The organism is Pseudomonas imperatae, assembly GCF_057128625.1.
The window spans coordinates 77,982-91,976 of the sequence record NZ_JBSKHP010000002.1 but is presented as its reverse complement, the minus strand read 5'-3'; the positions used below and the strand labels follow the sequence as shown (position 1 = coordinate 91,976).

The window sequence follows — 13,995 nt, the reverse complement described above, 5'->3', positions numbered from 1 at the left end:
ACCCCGTATGCATGGATGGCTTGCGCACGGAGGTTAATGGCGGGTTGGCGCCAGCCATCGAAAGAACACGGGGCCAAAAACCCATCAGTTCGCGCCTCTACCCGCGCACCAGCATGGCGGCGGCAGCGGCGGCCATGATCAGGGCCGCGCCGCGAAACAGGCGCTGCTGGGCGCGCAGGCTCGACAGCAGGTGGCGGATGCGCACGGCGCCGAACACGAACAGCGCACCCACGGCCAGCAGCACGGCGATGGTCAGCGGCACCAGCATGAAGGCCCAAGCCTGCAATGACACCGCCTCCAGATTGATCACCAGCGGCAGCAAGGCCAGGTAGAAGGCGATGGTCTTGGGGTTGCCCAGGGTGATGGTCAACCCGGACAGGGCCGCCGACAGCAGTTCCTTGCGCGGCACCGCCCTGCCCGTCTCGATGGCCTGGTGCTGGGCGCGCCAGAACTGCCAGGCCAGGTAGGCCAGGTACAGCGCCGCGCCCCAGCGCACCAGCTGGAACAGGGCGTGGAAGTGTTCGGCGATCATCGCCAGGCCAAACACGGCCAGCGACAGGTAGGTCAGGTCGCCGAGAATCAGCCCGCCCAGCAGGCAGAAGCCCGACAGCGCGCCGCCGCTGACGCTGCGCGCCACCAGCGCGGCCATGCCGGGGCCGGGGATGGCGGCGGCCACGCCCAGGGCGGCGCTGTAGGTGAGTACTTGGGACAGGTCGAGCATGGGGCATTCCTCCTTGGCTGGGTGGGAAAAATGCTAGCGCGTGGCGGCTGGAAAATTATTCCTGTGTTTGCCCAGAAACCGGCTATTTTGGGCAGATGTTACCCGCCAGATGGATTGAGCAGGAATTTATGACCAACCAGACGTTAAGCGCCCTGGACGTGAAGCTGCTGACCGCCCTGCAGCAGGACGGCCGCATGACCAACCAGACCCTGGCCGATGCGCTGGGCGTGTCCGCCTCGCCATGCTGGCGGCGCGTGCGGCACCTGGAAGAGCACCGCTTCATCCTCGGCTACCGGGCGGTGCTGGACCGGCGCAAGATCGGCCTGGGGGTGATGGTGTTCATCCGGGTGAGCATCGACAGCCACAGCGAAGCCGAGGCCAGGAAGTTCGAGCAGGAGGTGATGCAGCTGGAGGATGTGGTGGCCTGCTACAGCATCGGCGGCGATGCCGACTTCCTGCTGCAGGTGGTGGCCCGCGACCTGGACCAGTTCGCCGACTTCGCCATGTCGGTGGTGCGGCGCCTGCCGGGCATCAAGGAGATGCAGAGCATGTTCGTGCTCAAGGAGATCAAGCCGTTCGTGGCGTTCCCGGTGAAGCGCCCCGCAACCGCGTAGCCGTAGCTGTCTTTGTGGGAGCTGGCTTGCCAGCGAGCTTTTAGGTCCTCAAAAGCTCGCTGGCAAGCCAGCTCCCACATAGGTCAGATGGCTACCGGGGCCTTGATGCCTGGGTGCGGGTCGTAGCCGACGATCTCGAAGTCTTCGAACTTGTAGTCGTAGATCGACGCCGGCTTGCGCTTGATGTTCAGCGTCGGCAGCTTGCGCGGCTCGCGGGCCAGCTGGGTCTGGATCTGTTCCATGTGGTTGGCGTAGGCGTGGGTGTCGCCGGTGGTGACGATGATCTCATGGGGGATCAGGTCGCACTGCTGCGCCAGCATGTGGGTCAGCAAGGCCAGGGCCGCGGTGTTGTACGGCAGGCCCAGGAACACGTCGGAACTGCGGATGTACAGCTGCATCGACAGGTGCCCTTCGTTGACGAAGGCCTGGTACAGCAGGTGGCACGGCGGCAGCGCCTGGCGGCCTTCGGCGGCGTTCTGCTGCGGGCTCTTGGCCTCGTCGGGCAGGTATTCCACGTTCCAGCCGTGGAACAGGATGCGACGGCTGTTGGGGTTGTTCTTCAGGGTGTCGACCATGTAGTCGATCTGGTTGATGGTCTTGCCATCCTTGGTCGGCCAGGCGGTCCACTGCTCGCCGTACACCGGGCCCAGGTCACCGCTCTCGGTGGCCCACTCGTCCCAGATGGTGACGCCGTTTTCGTTCAGCCACTTCACGTTGGTGTTGCCGCTGAGCATCCAGATCAGCTCGTTGGCGATGCTCTTGAAGTGCAGCTTCTTGGTGGTCAGCAGCGGGAAGCCATCGGCCAGGTTGTGACGGAACTGGCGCGCGAAGACGGCCTTGGTGCCGGTGCCGGTCCGATCACCCTTGGTCACGCCGTTGGTGATCACATCGGTCAGGAGATCCAGGTACGCTTTCATTGAGGCCTCAAGTCGGTCGCCAGCAGCAGCGACCGTTTGCAGAAAAAGAAAAAGGCGGGGCTTTCGCCCCGCCCGTCCATCATACCGCGGCGTTTTTCGGCGCGGTGGGCCGGTTGTAGGCCCACCAGATCAACCCTAGCCCACCGAGGATCATCGGGATGCAGAGGATCTGGCCCATGGTGACCCAGCCGAACGCCAGGTAGCCCAGTTGCGCGTCGGGCACGCGGACGAACTCGACGATGAAACGGAAGATGCCGTAGAACAGCGCGAACATGCCCGACACCGCCATGGTGGGGCGCGGCTTGCGCGAGAACAGCCACAGGATAATGAACAGCGCCACGCCTTCAAGGGCAAACTGGTACAGCTGCGACGGATGGCGTGGCAACTGGGCAGGGTCGCTCAGCGGCGGGAAGATCATCGCCCACGGCACGTCGGTGGGCTTGCCCCACAGTTCGCCGTTGATGAAGTTGCCGATGCGCCCGGCGCCCAGGCCGATCGGCACCAGCGGGGCAATGAAGTCCATCAGTTCGAAGAACGACTTGCCGTTCTTGCGCCCGAACCACCAGGTGGCCAGCATCACGCCGATCAGGCCGCCGTGGAACGCCATGCCGCCCTTCCACACTTCGAAGATCAGCGTGGGGTTGTCGATGTACACCTTCAGGTCGTAGAACAGCACGTAGCCCAGGCGCCCGCCGACGATCACGCCCATGGCGCACCAGAACACCAGGTCGGAGAGTTTCTCCTTGGTCCAGGTGGGGTCGAAGCGATTCAGGCGGCTGGAGGCCAGCAGCCAGGCGCTGCCGATGCCGATCAGGTACATCAGGCCGTACCAGTGGATTTGAAGCGGTCCGATGGCGACCGCCACCGGATTGATCTGCGGGTAAGGCAGCATTGCGACTCCTTGACGTGGACAGGCGGCGGGATCACCCCTGCGTTCCCGGATGGCCACGAGGGGCGGGAAAACCCGAGACTATGCCCGGCCCGACAGCCCGTTGCCATGAAACTTGTGTCAGTGAAAACTGGAGCGCATGGTAACGGATAGGACCCGTCGCCTCTACTGTGCAGGGACGGAGTGCGGGTACAGTGAAACAAAACACAAGGCTAACCTCATGTGTCTGATCGTATTCGCCTGGCGCCCCGGGCACCCCGTGCCGCTGGTGCTGGCCGCCAACCGCGACGAATTCTACGCCCGCCCCAGCCTGCCGCTGGGCCACTGGCAGGACGCCGAGGGCGTGCACGCCGGCCGCGACCTGGAAGCCGGCGGCACCTGGCTGGGGCTGGGGCCGAACGGGCGCTTTGCCGCCCTGACCAACATTCGCGACCCCGGCCAGCCCCTGGGCCGGCGCTCGCGCGGCGACCTGGTTGCGCGTTTTCTGACCAGCCAGGTGTCGATTGATCAATACCTGGACGACATCGGCAGCCGTGCCGGCGAGTATTCGGGGTTCAACCTGCTGCTGGGGGCGGCCGGGCGGCTGTGCTATTTCAACCAGCGTGAACGCCTGCCGCGGGACCTCGCCAGCGGCGTGTACGGGCTGTCCAACGCCGGGCTGGACACGCCATGGCCGAAACTGCTGAAGGCGAAGGCGGCATTGGCGGCGCAAGTGGATGATCCCCGGCCTGAAGGGCTGCTGGCCCTGCTGCGGGACCCGGAGCGCGCTGCCGATGGCGCCCTGCCCGACACTGGCGTGGGCCTGGCGACCGAGTCGTTGCTGTCGAGCGTGTTCATTGCCAGCGAGAACTACGGCACCCGGGCAAGCACGGCACTGATCGTGCGCGCCGAGGGTTCGCGGCGCATCGTGGAGCGCAGCTTCGGGCCGTATGGCGGGGCGTTGGGGGAGGTGGACCTGAGCCTGTAGTGCACACTGCGTAGCCGCTGCCGAAGGCTGCGCTGGCCCTAATCCACGCTGAAGATCTTCACGGGATTCACGGGCCAGCGCAGCCTATCGGCAGCGGCTACGGGGGTTGGGCTGCGTCAGGGCCTACAGGGTCTTCGGCGCAGCCGGGTTGATCATCCGCGCCAGGCCCAGGTTCTTCAGCGCCAACTGCAGCGAGCTGTGGATAACCTGCGGGTTGTCGATCTTCATCAGTTGCGCCAGCAGTTCCTTGGCCTTGCCCAGGCTGATCTGGCGCAGCATCCACTTCACCTTCGGCAGGTTGGTGGCGTTCATCGACAGGCTGTCGAAGCCCATGGCCATCAGCAGCACCGCGGCCGCCGGGTCGCCGGCCATCTCGCCGCAGATGCTCACCGGCTTGCCTTCGGCATGGGCCTCGGTGACCACGTGTTGCAGGGCCTGCAGCACCGCCGGGTGCAAGTAGTCGTAGAGGTCGGCCACCCGCGGGTTGTTACGGTCCACGGCCAGCAGGTACTGGGTCAGGTCGTTGGAGCCCACCGACAGGAAGTCCACCTGGCGCGCCAATTCACGGGTCAGGTACACCGCCGCCGGAATCTCGATCATCACGCCCACGGGCGGCATCGGCACGTCGGTGCCTTCGTCGCGCACCTCGCCCCAGGCCCGGTGGATCAGGTGCAGGGCTTCCTCGGTCTCGTGGGTGCCGGAGATCATCGGCAGCAGGATGCGCAGGTTGTTCAGGCCCTCGCTGGCCTTGAGCATGGCGCGGGTCTGCACCAGGAAGATTTCCGGGTGGTCGAGGGTAACGCGAATGCCGCGCCAGCCCAGGAACGGGTTGTCTTCCTTGATGGGGAAGTAGGACAACGCCTTGTCACCGCCAATGTCCAGGCTGCGCATGGTCACCGGCAGCGGGTGGAAGGCCGCCAGCTGCTCACGGTAGATGGCCAGCTGTTCCTTCTCGCTGGGGAAGCGCTGGTTGATCATGAACGGCACTTCGGTGCGGTACAGGCCCACGCCCTCGGCGCCGCGCTGCTGGGCACGGGCCACGTCGGCGAGCAGGCCGGTGTTCACCCACAGCGGCATGCGGTGGCCGTCCAGGGTCACGCACGGCAATTCGCGCAGGGCGTCGAGGCCCTGGGCCAGCTGGCGTTCTTCCTCGACCACTTCGGCGAACTGCTTGGCCAGCACCTCGCTGGGGTTGGTGTAGACCTCGCCCTTGTAGCCGTCGACGATCATCTGGATGCCGTCGACCTTGGAGTACGGCAGGTCCACCAGGCCCATCACCGTCGGGATGCCCATGGCCCGGGCCAGGATGGCGACGTGGGAGTTGCCCGAGCCAAGCACCGAAATCAGGCCCACGAGTTTGCCTTCCGGCACCTCGCCAAGCATGGCTGGCGAGAGTTCTTCGCTGATCAGGATGGTATTGTCGGGGTAAACCAGGGTTTGTTGCCGGGCTTCCTGCAGGTAGGCCAGCAGGCGGCGGCCCAGGTCCTTGACGTCCGAGGCGCGCTCGCGCAGGTAGGCGTCGTCCATCAGTTCGAAGCGGTTGACGTGCTCGGTGACCACCTGGCGCAGGGCGCCCTGGGCCCACTGGCCGGTCTTGATGACGTTGGTCACCTCGCTGCCCAGCGAGGCGTCGTCGAGCATCATCAGGTAGACGTCGAACAGGGCGCGCTCTTCGGGGCGCAATTGCGTGGCCAACTTCGCCGAAAGGGTGCGCATGTCGTTGCGAACGCCTTCGAGCGCGGTCTGGAACAGTTCCAGTTCGGCCTTGATGTCGGTGACGGTCTTGTCGGGCACCACGTCGAGGTCGGCCGGCGGCAGCATGACCACCGCGGTACCCACGGCGGCACCGGGCGAACCCGGCACGCCAACGAACTTGGCCTCCTGGATGCCCTTGCCCTGGCGCCCCAGGCCCCGGATCGAGCCGGTGGCCTCAGCGTGGGCAATGACGCCGGCCAATTGCGCGCTCATGGTGACCAGGAAGGCTTCTTCGCCCTCGTCGAACTGACGCCGCTCCTTTTGCTGGATAACCAGTACCCCCACCACGCGGCGGTGGTGAATGATCGGTGCGCCCAAGAAGGAGGCGAAGCGTTCCTCGCCGGTCTCGGCGAAGTAGCGATAACGGGGGTGGTCGGCAGCGTTTTCCAGGTTCAGCGGTTCTTCGCGCGTGCCCACCAGGCCCACCAGGCCTTCGTTGGGGGCCATGCTGACCTTGCCGATGGAGCGCTTGTTCAAGCCCTCGGTGGCCATCAGCACGAAACGGTTGGTTTCCGGGTCCAGCAGGTAGACCGAACAGACCTGGCTGCCCATGGCCTCTTTGACGCGCAGCACAATGATCCCCAACGCCGTCTTGAGATCCTTGGCGGAGTTGACTTCCTGGACGATCTTGCGCAGCGTATTGAGCATGGCTCGGGGTCGAACTCCGTCGTCAGTCGCGCGCCAGCAGGCGCGGGGCAAGCTCTTTGAGAGCGCGGCGATACACCTCGCGCTTGAATGTCACCACCTGGCCAAGCGGGTACCAATAACTGACCCAGCGCCAGCCATCGAATTCCGGTTTACCGGTCAAATCCATCCTCACGCGCTGTTCGTTGGAGACCAGGCGCAAGAGGAACCACTTCTGCTTCTGGCCGATACACAGCGGTTGGCTGTGGGTACGCACCAGGCGTTGAGGTAAACGATAACGCAACCAGCCGCGGGTGCAGGCAAGAATTTCAACATCTTGTCGCTCCAGCCCCACTTCTTCATTCAGCTCGCGGTACAAGGCCTCTTCCGGCGTCTCCTGAGGGTTGATACCTCCCTGTGGAAACTGCCAGGCATCCTGATTGATACGACGAGCCCACAGCACCTGTCCGGCATCATTGGTCAGAATAATGCCGACATTGGGACGGAAACCATCGGGGTCGATCACGGCAGCAACCTCGCAAACGCATGTCTTGGCATTGTTCCACAAAGATCGTCAAGGCAGCAACGCACCCGCATACCTTATGTGCACTGTTGTGAAAAGTCCGTATTCTGTGGGCCTTTTCCTGTTTTCAGACGAGTAACTTCCATGCGCCTGGCTTTATTCGACCTCGACAACACCCTGCTTGGTGGCGACAGCGATCACGCCTGGGGCGACTACCTGTGCGAGCGCGGCATCCTCGACCCGGTGGAATACAAGAACCGCAACGACGCGTTCTACCAGGACTACCTGGCCGGCAAGCTGAACCTGACCGACTACCTGAACTTCAGCCTGGAGATTCTGGCGACCACCGAGATGGCCCAGCTGGCCGAATGGCACGCCGACTTCATGCGCGACTGCGTGGAACCGATCATCCTGCCCAAGGCCCTGGCGCTGCTGCAGCAGCACCGTGACGCCGGCGACAAGCTGCTGATCATCACCGCCACCAACCGCTTCGTCACCGGCCCGATTGCCGCGCGCCTGGGCGTGGACACCCTGCTGGCCACCGAATGCGAGATGGTCGACGGCCGCTACACCGGCCGCAGCACCGACGTGCCGTGCTTCCGCGAAGGCAAGGTGACGCGCCTGAACCGCTGGCTGGAGGAGAACGGCTTCGACCTGGAAGACAGCTACTTCTATAGCGACTCCATGAACGACCTGCCGTTGCTGGAGAAGGTGACCCACCCGGTGGTGGTGGACGCCGACCCGAACCTGCTGGCCGAAGCGCAGCGGCGGGGGTGGAAGGTGATGTCGTTGCGCGATTGATGTGGGCCCTGACGCGGCCTTTGGCCGCTGCTACGGGTCCGTAGCAGCGGCCGAAGGCCGCGTCCAGCCTACACCGGCTTAGCCAGCATCAACGCCAGGATCGCCACCAGCACCACCAGCGACACCGCCGCGAACACCACGCTGAACTTGCGCTGCTTCACCACCTGCACCTGGTTGTAGGCCACGGCCGCCTGCCGCCAGCGAATGGTGCGGCGCACCAGCAGCAGGAACCCCGCCACCCCCACCACGTACAGCACCGAGGCGCCCAGCAGCCAGGCCTGGCCCAGCGGCCAGCCCACGGTGTGCATCATCCACCAGCCGGTGAAGGGAAAGCTCGCGACGCTGACGCCCATCAGAATCCAGGCGTACAGCCACGGCCGTTGCAGGGTCCTGGCGAAGGCCGACTTGTCGCCGCCGCGCCAGCCGCGCCAGGTCTGGAACAGCACCGCGGCCACGCTGCCCAACAGCAGCGCGGTGGCGATGCCGTGGAGCATTTTCAGCAGGCTCAGGGTTTCCATGGGGCAGCTCCTGTGCGGGTGTCGATGCTCTACAGTCTAGCAGTCAGCCCAGGAACAGGCGGTAGGCCGGGTTGTCGGTCTCGTCCCAGAACGGATAGCCGATCTCGGTCAGCGCGGCAGCCACTTCCCCACGCTGCTCGGCCGGCACCTGCAGGCCTGCTACCACGCGGCCATCGGCGGCGCCGTGGTTGCGGTAGTGGAACATCGAGATGTTCCAGCGCCCGCCCAGCTTGTTGAGGAAGTTGAACAACGCGCCCGGACGCTCCGGGAACTCGAAGCGCAGCACCATCTCGTCGCTGACCTGCACGGCGTGGCCGCCGACCATGTGGCGGATGTGCAGCTTGGCCAGTTCGTTGTCGGTCAGGTCCAGCACCGGGAAGCCCTGCTCGCTCAGGCTGGCCACCAGCGCCGCGCGCGGGTCGGTGTCCGGGTGGGTCTGCACGCCAACGAAGATGTGCGCCTCGCGGCCGGTGTTGTAGCGGTAGTTGAATTCGGTGATCTGGCGCTTGCCGATGGCCTCGCAGAAGGCCTTGAAGCTGCCCGGCTGCTCGGGGATGGTCACGGCGATGATGGCTTCGCGGCCTTCGCCCAGCTCGGCGCGCTCGGCCACGTGGCGCAGGCGGTCGAAGTTGACGTTGGCGCCCGAGTCGATGGCCACCAGGGTCTGGCCGCCGACGCCGCGCAGTTCCACGTACTTCTTGATGCCAGCCACGCCCAGCGCGCCTGCCGGCTCGGTGATCGAGCGGGTATCGTCGTAGATATCCTTGATTGCCGCGCAGATTTCGTCGGTGCTGACGGTGATCACTTCGTCGACGTAATCCTTGCAGATGTCGAAGGTGTGCTGGCCGATCTGTGCCACCGCCACGCCGTCGGCGAAGATGCCCACGGTTGGCAGCACCACGCGCTCGCCGGCAGCCATGGCCGCCTGCAGGCAGTTGGAGTCATCGGGTTCGACGCCGATGATCTTGATTTCCGGGCGCAGGTATTTCACGTACGCGGCGATGCCGGCGATCAGGCCGCCGCCGCCCACCGGCACGAAGATGGCGTCGAGCTGGCCAGGGTGCTGGCGCAGGATCTCCATGGCCACGGTGCCCTGGCCGGCGATGGTGTGCGGGTCGTCGTAGGGGTGGATGTAGACGTAGCCCTTCTCGTCCACCAGCTTCAGCGAATAGGCCAGCGCCTCGGGGAAGGAATCGCCGTGCAGCACGACCTTGCCGCCGCGCGAGCGCACGCCCTCGACCTTGATTTCGGGGGTGGTCTTGGGCATCACGATGGTGGCCTTCACGCCCATTTCCCGTGCGGCCAGGGCCAGGCCCTGGGCATGGTTGCCCGCCGAGGCGGTGACCACGCCACGGGCACGTTCTTCGTCGCTCAACTGCGCCAGCTTGTTGTAAGCGCCGCGAATCTTGAAGGAAAACACCGGCTGCAGGTCTTCGCGCTTGAGCAGAATATGGTTGCCAAGGCGTTTGGACAGCTGGCCGGCGGCCTGCAGGGGAGTTTCCACGGCAACGTCATAGACGCGCGAGGTGAGGATCTTCTTAACGTACTGTTCGAGCATCGGAAGCATCACTGGCGGTTGAGCAAGACCTGCGAGTCTACCCCAGCGTTCCAGCCAAGGACCACAGCAAAGGGGTATAATGCCGCCCTTCCCCCCGCCTTTTATGCCCGCTCCGGAGCCCGCATGACCCAGGACCAACTCAAACAGGCCGTCGCCCAGGCTGCTGTCGACTTCATTCTGCCCAAGCTGGACGACAAGAGCATCGTCGGCGTTGGCACCGGCTCGACCGCCAACTGCTTCATCGACGCCCTGGCCCAGCACAAGGGAGCCTTCGACGGCGCCGTTGCCAGCTCCGAAGCCACTGCCGCGCGCCTGAAGGGCCACGGTATCCCGGTGTATGAACTGAACACGGTCAGCGACCTGGAGTTCTACGTGGACGGCGCCGACGAGAGCGACGAGAAGCTGAACCTGATCAAGGGCGGCGGCGCGGCCCTGACCCGCGAGAAGATCGTCGCGGCCGTGGCCAAGACCTTCATCTGCATCGCCGACGCCAGCAAGCTGGTACCGGTGCTGGGCGCCTTCCCGCTGCCGGTCGAGGTCATCCCCATGGCCCGCAGCCACGTGGCCCGCGAGCTGGTGAAACTGGGCGGCGACCCGGTGTACCGTGAAGGCGTGATCACTGACAACGGCAACATCATCCTCGACGTGCACAACATGCAGATCACCGACCCGGTGGCGCTGGAAGCGCAGATCAACGCCATCGTTGGCGTGGTGACCAACGGCCTGTTCGCGGCGCGCCCGGCCGACCTGCTGTTGCTGGGGACTTCGGAAGGCGTGAAGAGCCTGCGCTGACGGGTACCGCACAAAACGTAGCCGCTGCCGCAGGCTGCGCTGGCCCTGATGAACACTGGAGATCTCCAGCGTGGCTGAGGGCCAGCGCAGCCTGCGGCAGCGGCTACGGGATGTTACGCGTCAGGCTTCAGAACTTGCGAAACACGTAGAACAGGTTCGGCTCGCTGACCATGTAGATAGTCCCGCTTTCGTCCATCGCCACGCCCTCGGCGCGGGGGATGGTGTCTTTCAGGCCGTTCATGCCGCCCAGCAGGGTCATGAAGCTGACCTGCTTGCCCGTAGGGTCCAGCTCCAGCAGCATGTGCGAATCCGCCGACAACACCAGGGTGTTGCCCGTGCGCGGGTCCACGCCCAGCGCCGACAGGTTGCGCAGGTTCAGCGTGGTGTAGGCCAGTTTCACCTTGTCACCCTGCCATTTGCCCTCGGCATCGCTCTTGAGGGTGAACATCGCCGCCGGGCGCTCTTCGCCCAGCAGGATCTGGCCGCGGCGCGGGTCCCAGGCGATGCCTTCGAAGCCCTTGTTCTGGTTGGCCGATGGCCCCAGGTCGAACTGCGGCCAGTCCGCCAGGTTCAGCGCCTTGGTGTCCGGGGTCACCTGCACCACGGTCATCAGGTGCTGGCGCTCGTCGGTAATGGCCATGCGGCCGCCGCTCAGGTAGGCCACGCCCTCGGGGTTGGACCAGCCGTTGAGCGGCATCTTGCGCAACACGTCGCCTTCCAGGTTCAGCTCCACCAGGAAGGCGTTCTTGCCCATCACCGAGAACAGGGTCTTGGTCTCGGGGTTGTAGGTCAGGTCCGAGGCTTCGTCCTTTTCCATGCCCGGCAGCAGCTTGCCGTCGATGAAGGCATGGTAGTCCGGCAGCCACACGGCGGCGTCGCGTTCAGCCTGCGGGGTCAGGCGCTCGACCACCCACAGCTTGGCGCGGGCGTCCCAGTGCATGACGGCGGCGACCACATAGGCCACCACCACCAGCAACAACCAGACGTACCAGCGCTGCAACAGGCGTGGCTTGCGCGAAGGCGCAGGCAAGGAATTGGAGGGGGATACGGCCATGTGGAGGGGTTCCTGAAAAATGCGGCGAGCCTGGCGCGCAAGGGGCGCGCCAGGCGATTAAGCCGCATTATCCAAATGGCGTGTTAAAAAAGTGCAAAAAGCGCCGATCAGGCAACAACCATCTCGAAGCGGCTGGCACCCGGCAGCTCCAGCACCAGCTGGTCGCCAGGGTTCAGCGCGCCCACGCCTGCGGGGGTGCCGGTCATGATCACGTCACCGGCCTGCAGCGAGAAGTGCGCGGCCATGTACTGGATCATCGGCACGATGGGGTTGAGCATCAGGTTGCTGTTGCCGTCCTGGCGCACTTCGCCGTTGATGGTCAGGCGCACCGGGATGTCGGTCACGTCCGGGAAACTGCTGGCCACCACGAACGGCGTCAGCACGCAGGCGCCGTCGAAGGCCTTGGCCAGCTCCCACGGCAGGCCCTTCTCCTTGAGCTTGCTCTGCACGTCGCGCAGAGTCAGGTCCAGGGCCGGGGCGTAGCCGGAAATGGCGTCCAGCACCTCTTCCTCGCTGGGCCTGGTGGACAGCGGCTTGCCCAGCAGCACGGCGATTTCCGCCTCGTAGTGCACCGAACCGCGCTCGGTGGGGATGCTGAAGCCGCCTTCGGCCGCCACCACGCAGCTGCCCGGCTTGATGAACAGCAGCGGCTCGGTGGGCACCGGGTTGTTCAGCTCCTTGGCGTGCTCGGCGTAGTTGCGCCCGATACACACCACCTTGCCCACCGGGAAGTGGATGCGGGTACCGTCAACGTATTGATGCTGATAGCTCATGACCGACTCCTTGATTGATCAAACCGGGAAGATCTTGCCTGGGTTCATGATGCCATTGGGGTCGAACACCGCCTTCAGGGCCTTCATGTAGTCGATTTCGGCGGGCGAGCGGCTGTAGTCCAGGTAGTCGCGCTTGACCAGGCCCACGCCGTGCTCGGCCGAGATCGAGCCGTTGTACTTCTGCACCGTCTCGAACACTGCGGTGTTCACCACCGCGCACTTGGCGAAGAACTCCTCCTTGCTCAGGTCCTCGGGCTTGAGAATGTTCAGGTGCAGGTTGCCATCGCCGATGTGGCCGTACCAGACCACTTCGAAGTCTGGGTAGCTTTCGCTGACGATCGCGTCGATGTCCTTGAGGAACGCCGGCACTTGCGCCACGGTCACCGAGATATCGTTCTTGTACGGGGTGCGGTGCGAGATGGTCTCGGAGATGTACTCACGCAGCTTCCACAGGTTGGCCAACTGTTGCTCGCTCTGGCTCATTACCCCGTCCACCACCCAGCCCTGCTCCACGCAGTGCTCGAAGGTGGCCAGCGCCTCGTTGGAGACCTCCTCGGTGGTGGCCTCGAATTCCAGCAGCGCGTAGAACGGGCACTCGGTGGCGAACGGCGGCGGCACGTCACCACGGGCCATGACCTTGGCCAGCGCCTTGTCGGAGAAGAATTCGAACGCCGTGAGATCCAGTTTGCCGCGGAACGCGTGCAATACCGGCATGATCGAGTCGAAGTCCGGGGTACCCAGCACCATGGCGGTGAGTTTCTTCGGCGCCCGGTCCAGGCGCATGGTGGCTTCCACCACGAAGCCCAGGGTGCCTTCGGCGCCGATGAACAGCTGGCGCATGTCGTAGCCGGTGGCGTTCTTGATCAGGTCCTTGTTCAGCTCCAGCAGGTCGCCCTTGCCGGTGACTACCTTGAGGCCGGCCACCCAGTTGCGGGTCATGCCGTAGCGAATCACCTTGATCCCGCCGGCATTGGTGCCGATATTGCCGCCAATCTGGCTGGAGCCCGAGGAAGCGAAGTCCACCGGGTAATACAGGTCGTGATCCTTGGCCAGGTTCTGCAACTGCTTGGTGATGACCCCCGGCTGGCAGACCACGGTCCGATCAACGGTATCCACCGCGCCGATGCGGTTCATGTAGTCGAACGACACGACGACTTCGCCATTGGCTGCCACGGCCGCGGCAGACAGGCCGGTGCGGCCGCCCGACGGCACCAGCGCCACCTGGTGGGCATTGGCCCAGCGCACGATGGCCTGCACTTGCTCGATGGTCTTGGGGAACACGATTGCACTGGGGGCCGGGGCGAATTGTTTCGTCCAGTCCTTGCCATAAGCCTCGAGAGAATCGGCGTCGGTGAGTACCTTGCCGGGTTCAACCAGGGTCTGAAGCTCTTCAAGAAACGCAGGATGGGTCATCGCAGAACTCTCGAACTATTCATAGTCACCCTGAGCACACTTCACGTCCCAGGGATGGGCTTATCAAGGGGGGGAT

At 64.7% G+C, this 13,995-nt stretch carries 14 protein-coding genes; 4 read left to right on the top strand and 10 right to left on the bottom strand.

The window, feature by feature from the left end; genetic code table 11:
• Positions 1-97: 97 nt before the first annotated feature.
• Positions 98-721, bottom strand: coding sequence for a LysE family translocator (locus ACWKWX_RS03025; RefSeq protein ID WP_483826998.1), 624 nt, complete (start codon positions 719-721; stop codon positions 98-100).
• A gap of 128 nt (positions 722-849) precedes the next feature.
• On the opposite strand from ACWKWX_RS03025, the gene ACWKWX_RS03020 reads away from it, so the two are divergent.
• The gene (locus tag ACWKWX_RS03020; RefSeq protein ID WP_416421463.1) at positions 850-1,335 is read left to right on the top strand and encodes an Lrp/AsnC family transcriptional regulator; all 486 of its coding nucleotides are present in this window, start codon (positions 850-852) and stop codon (positions 1,333-1,335) included.
• 83 nt (positions 1,336-1,418) lie between these two features.
• On the opposite strand, the gene ACWKWX_RS03015 is transcribed toward ACWKWX_RS03020, so the two are convergent.
• Both ACWKWX_RS03015 and lgt read right to left on the bottom strand, forming a co-directional pair.
• Positions 1,419-2,252, bottom strand: coding sequence for a thymidylate synthase (locus ACWKWX_RS03015; protein WP_416421464.1), 834 nt, complete (start codon positions 2,250-2,252; stop codon positions 1,419-1,421).
• 79 nt (positions 2,253-2,331) lie between these two features.
• A complete protein-coding gene (gene lgt, locus ACWKWX_RS03010) occupies positions 2,332-3,144 on the bottom strand; it encodes a prolipoprotein diacylglyceryl transferase (protein ID WP_416421465.1) in 813 nt (270 codons plus the stop codon).
• Positions 3,145-3,361: 217 nt separating this feature from the next.
• On the opposite strand from lgt, the gene ACWKWX_RS03005 reads away from it, so the two are divergent.
• A complete protein-coding gene (locus ACWKWX_RS03005; RefSeq protein ID WP_483826997.1) occupies positions 3,362-4,108 on the top strand; it encodes an NRDE family protein in 747 nt (248 codons plus the stop codon).
• Between the two features lie 123 nt (positions 4,109-4,231).
• Here the strand turns inward: ACWKWX_RS03005 and ptsP are convergent, their stop codons facing one another.
• On the bottom strand, positions 4,232-6,511 hold the full coding sequence (gene ptsP / locus ACWKWX_RS03000; RefSeq protein WP_416421467.1) for a phosphoenolpyruvate--protein phosphotransferase: 2,280 nt from the start codon (positions 6,509-6,511) through the stop codon (positions 4,232-4,234).
• Positions 6,512-6,533: 22 nt separating this feature from the next.
• On the bottom strand, positions 6,534-7,013 hold the full coding sequence (locus tag ACWKWX_RS02995) for an RNA pyrophosphohydrolase (protein WP_008364786.1): 480 nt from the start codon (positions 7,011-7,013) through the stop codon (positions 6,534-6,536).
• Positions 7,014-7,154: 141 nt separating this feature from the next.
• On the opposite strand from ACWKWX_RS02995, the gene ACWKWX_RS02990 reads away from it, so the two are divergent.
• Entirely contained in the window at positions 7,155-7,811 is a 657-nt protein-coding gene (locus ACWKWX_RS02990; protein ID WP_483826996.1) for a histidinol-phosphatase, read from the top strand.
• A 68-nt stretch (positions 7,812-7,879) separates the two neighbouring features.
• Here ACWKWX_RS02990 and ACWKWX_RS02985 read toward each other — a convergent pair whose 3' ends face one another.
• Both ACWKWX_RS02985 and ilvA read right to left on the bottom strand, forming a co-directional pair.
• Entirely contained in the window at positions 7,880-8,329 is a 450-nt protein-coding gene (locus ACWKWX_RS02985) for a DUF2269 family protein (protein ID WP_416421469.1), read from the bottom strand.
• 43 nt (positions 8,330-8,372) lie between these two features.
• Positions 8,373-9,887, bottom strand: coding sequence for a threonine ammonia-lyase, biosynthetic (ilvA, locus tag ACWKWX_RS02980; protein ID WP_483826995.1), 1,515 nt, complete (start codon positions 9,885-9,887; stop codon positions 8,373-8,375).
• Positions 9,888-10,010: 123 nt separating this feature from the next.
• Between ilvA and rpiA the strand changes: the two genes are divergently transcribed.
• A complete protein-coding gene (rpiA, locus tag ACWKWX_RS02975; RefSeq protein WP_416421471.1) occupies positions 10,011-10,679 on the top strand; it encodes a ribose-5-phosphate isomerase RpiA in 669 nt (222 codons plus the stop codon).
• 127 nt (positions 10,680-10,806) lie between these two features.
• Here rpiA and ACWKWX_RS02970 read toward each other — a convergent pair whose 3' ends face one another.
• From ACWKWX_RS02970 to ACWKWX_RS02960, 3 genes are all read right to left on the bottom strand, one after another.
• Entirely contained in the window at positions 10,807-11,733 is a 927-nt protein-coding gene (locus ACWKWX_RS02970) for an SdiA-regulated domain-containing protein (protein WP_416421472.1), read from the bottom strand.
• A gap of 107 nt (positions 11,734-11,840) precedes the next feature.
• Positions 11,841-12,506, bottom strand: coding sequence for a fumarylacetoacetate hydrolase family protein (locus ACWKWX_RS02965; protein ID WP_483826994.1), 666 nt, complete (start codon positions 12,504-12,506; stop codon positions 11,841-11,843).
• Positions 12,507-12,524: 18 nt separating this feature from the next.
• Positions 12,525-13,919 carry an FAD-binding oxidoreductase gene (locus ACWKWX_RS02960; protein ID WP_483826993.1) on the bottom strand — a complete coding sequence of 465 codons (1,395 nt, stop codon included), beginning with the start codon at positions 13,917-13,919 and terminating at the stop codon, positions 12,525-12,527.
• Between the last annotated feature and the right edge of the window lie 76 nt (positions 13,920-13,995).

Excerpts from the sequence above, each read along its gene's own strand:
- ACWKWX_RS02965 (WP_483826994.1), bottom strand. The coding sequence starts at position 12,506 with ATGAGCTATCAGCATCAATACGTTGACGGTACCCGCATCCACTTCCCG.
- rpiA (WP_416421471.1), top strand. The coding sequence starts at position 10,011 with ATGACCCAGGACCAACTCAAACAGGCCGTCGCCCAGGCTGCTGTCGAC.
- ACWKWX_RS03015 (WP_416421464.1), bottom strand. The coding sequence starts at position 2,252 with ATGAAAGCGTACCTGGATCTCCTGACCGATGTGATCACCAACGGCGTG.
- lgt (WP_416421465.1), bottom strand. The coding sequence starts at position 3,144 with ATGCTGCCTTACCCGCAGATCAATCCGGTGGCGGTCGCCATCGGACCG.
- ACWKWX_RS02985 (WP_416421469.1), bottom strand. The coding sequence starts at position 8,329 with ATGGAAACCCTGAGCCTGCTGAAAATGCTCCACGGCATCGCCACCGCG.
- ACWKWX_RS02970 (WP_416421472.1), bottom strand. The coding sequence starts at position 11,733 with ATGGCCGTATCCCCCTCCAATTCCTTGCCTGCGCCTTCGCGCAAGCCA.
- ilvA (WP_483826995.1), bottom strand. The coding sequence starts at position 9,887 with ATGCTCGAACAGTACGTTAAGAAGATCCTCACCTCGCGCGTCTATGAC.
- ACWKWX_RS03020 (WP_416421463.1), top strand. The coding sequence starts at position 850 with ATGACCAACCAGACGTTAAGCGCCCTGGACGTGAAGCTGCTGACCGCC.
- ACWKWX_RS03025 (WP_483826998.1), bottom strand. The coding sequence starts at position 721 with ATGCTCGACCTGTCCCAAGTACTCACCTACAGCGCCGCCCTGGGCGTG.
- ACWKWX_RS03005 (WP_483826997.1), top strand. The coding sequence starts at position 3,362 with ATGTGTCTGATCGTATTCGCCTGGCGCCCCGGGCACCCCGTGCCGCTG.
- ACWKWX_RS02960 (WP_483826993.1), bottom strand. The coding sequence starts at position 13,919 with ATGACCCATCCTGCGTTTCTTGAAGAGCTTCAGACCCTGGTTGAACCC.
- ptsP (WP_416421467.1), bottom strand. The coding sequence starts at position 6,511 with ATGCTCAATACGCTGCGCAAGATCGTCCAGGAAGTCAACTCCGCCAAG.
- ACWKWX_RS02990 (WP_483826996.1), top strand. The coding sequence starts at position 7,155 with ATGCGCCTGGCTTTATTCGACCTCGACAACACCCTGCTTGGTGGCGAC.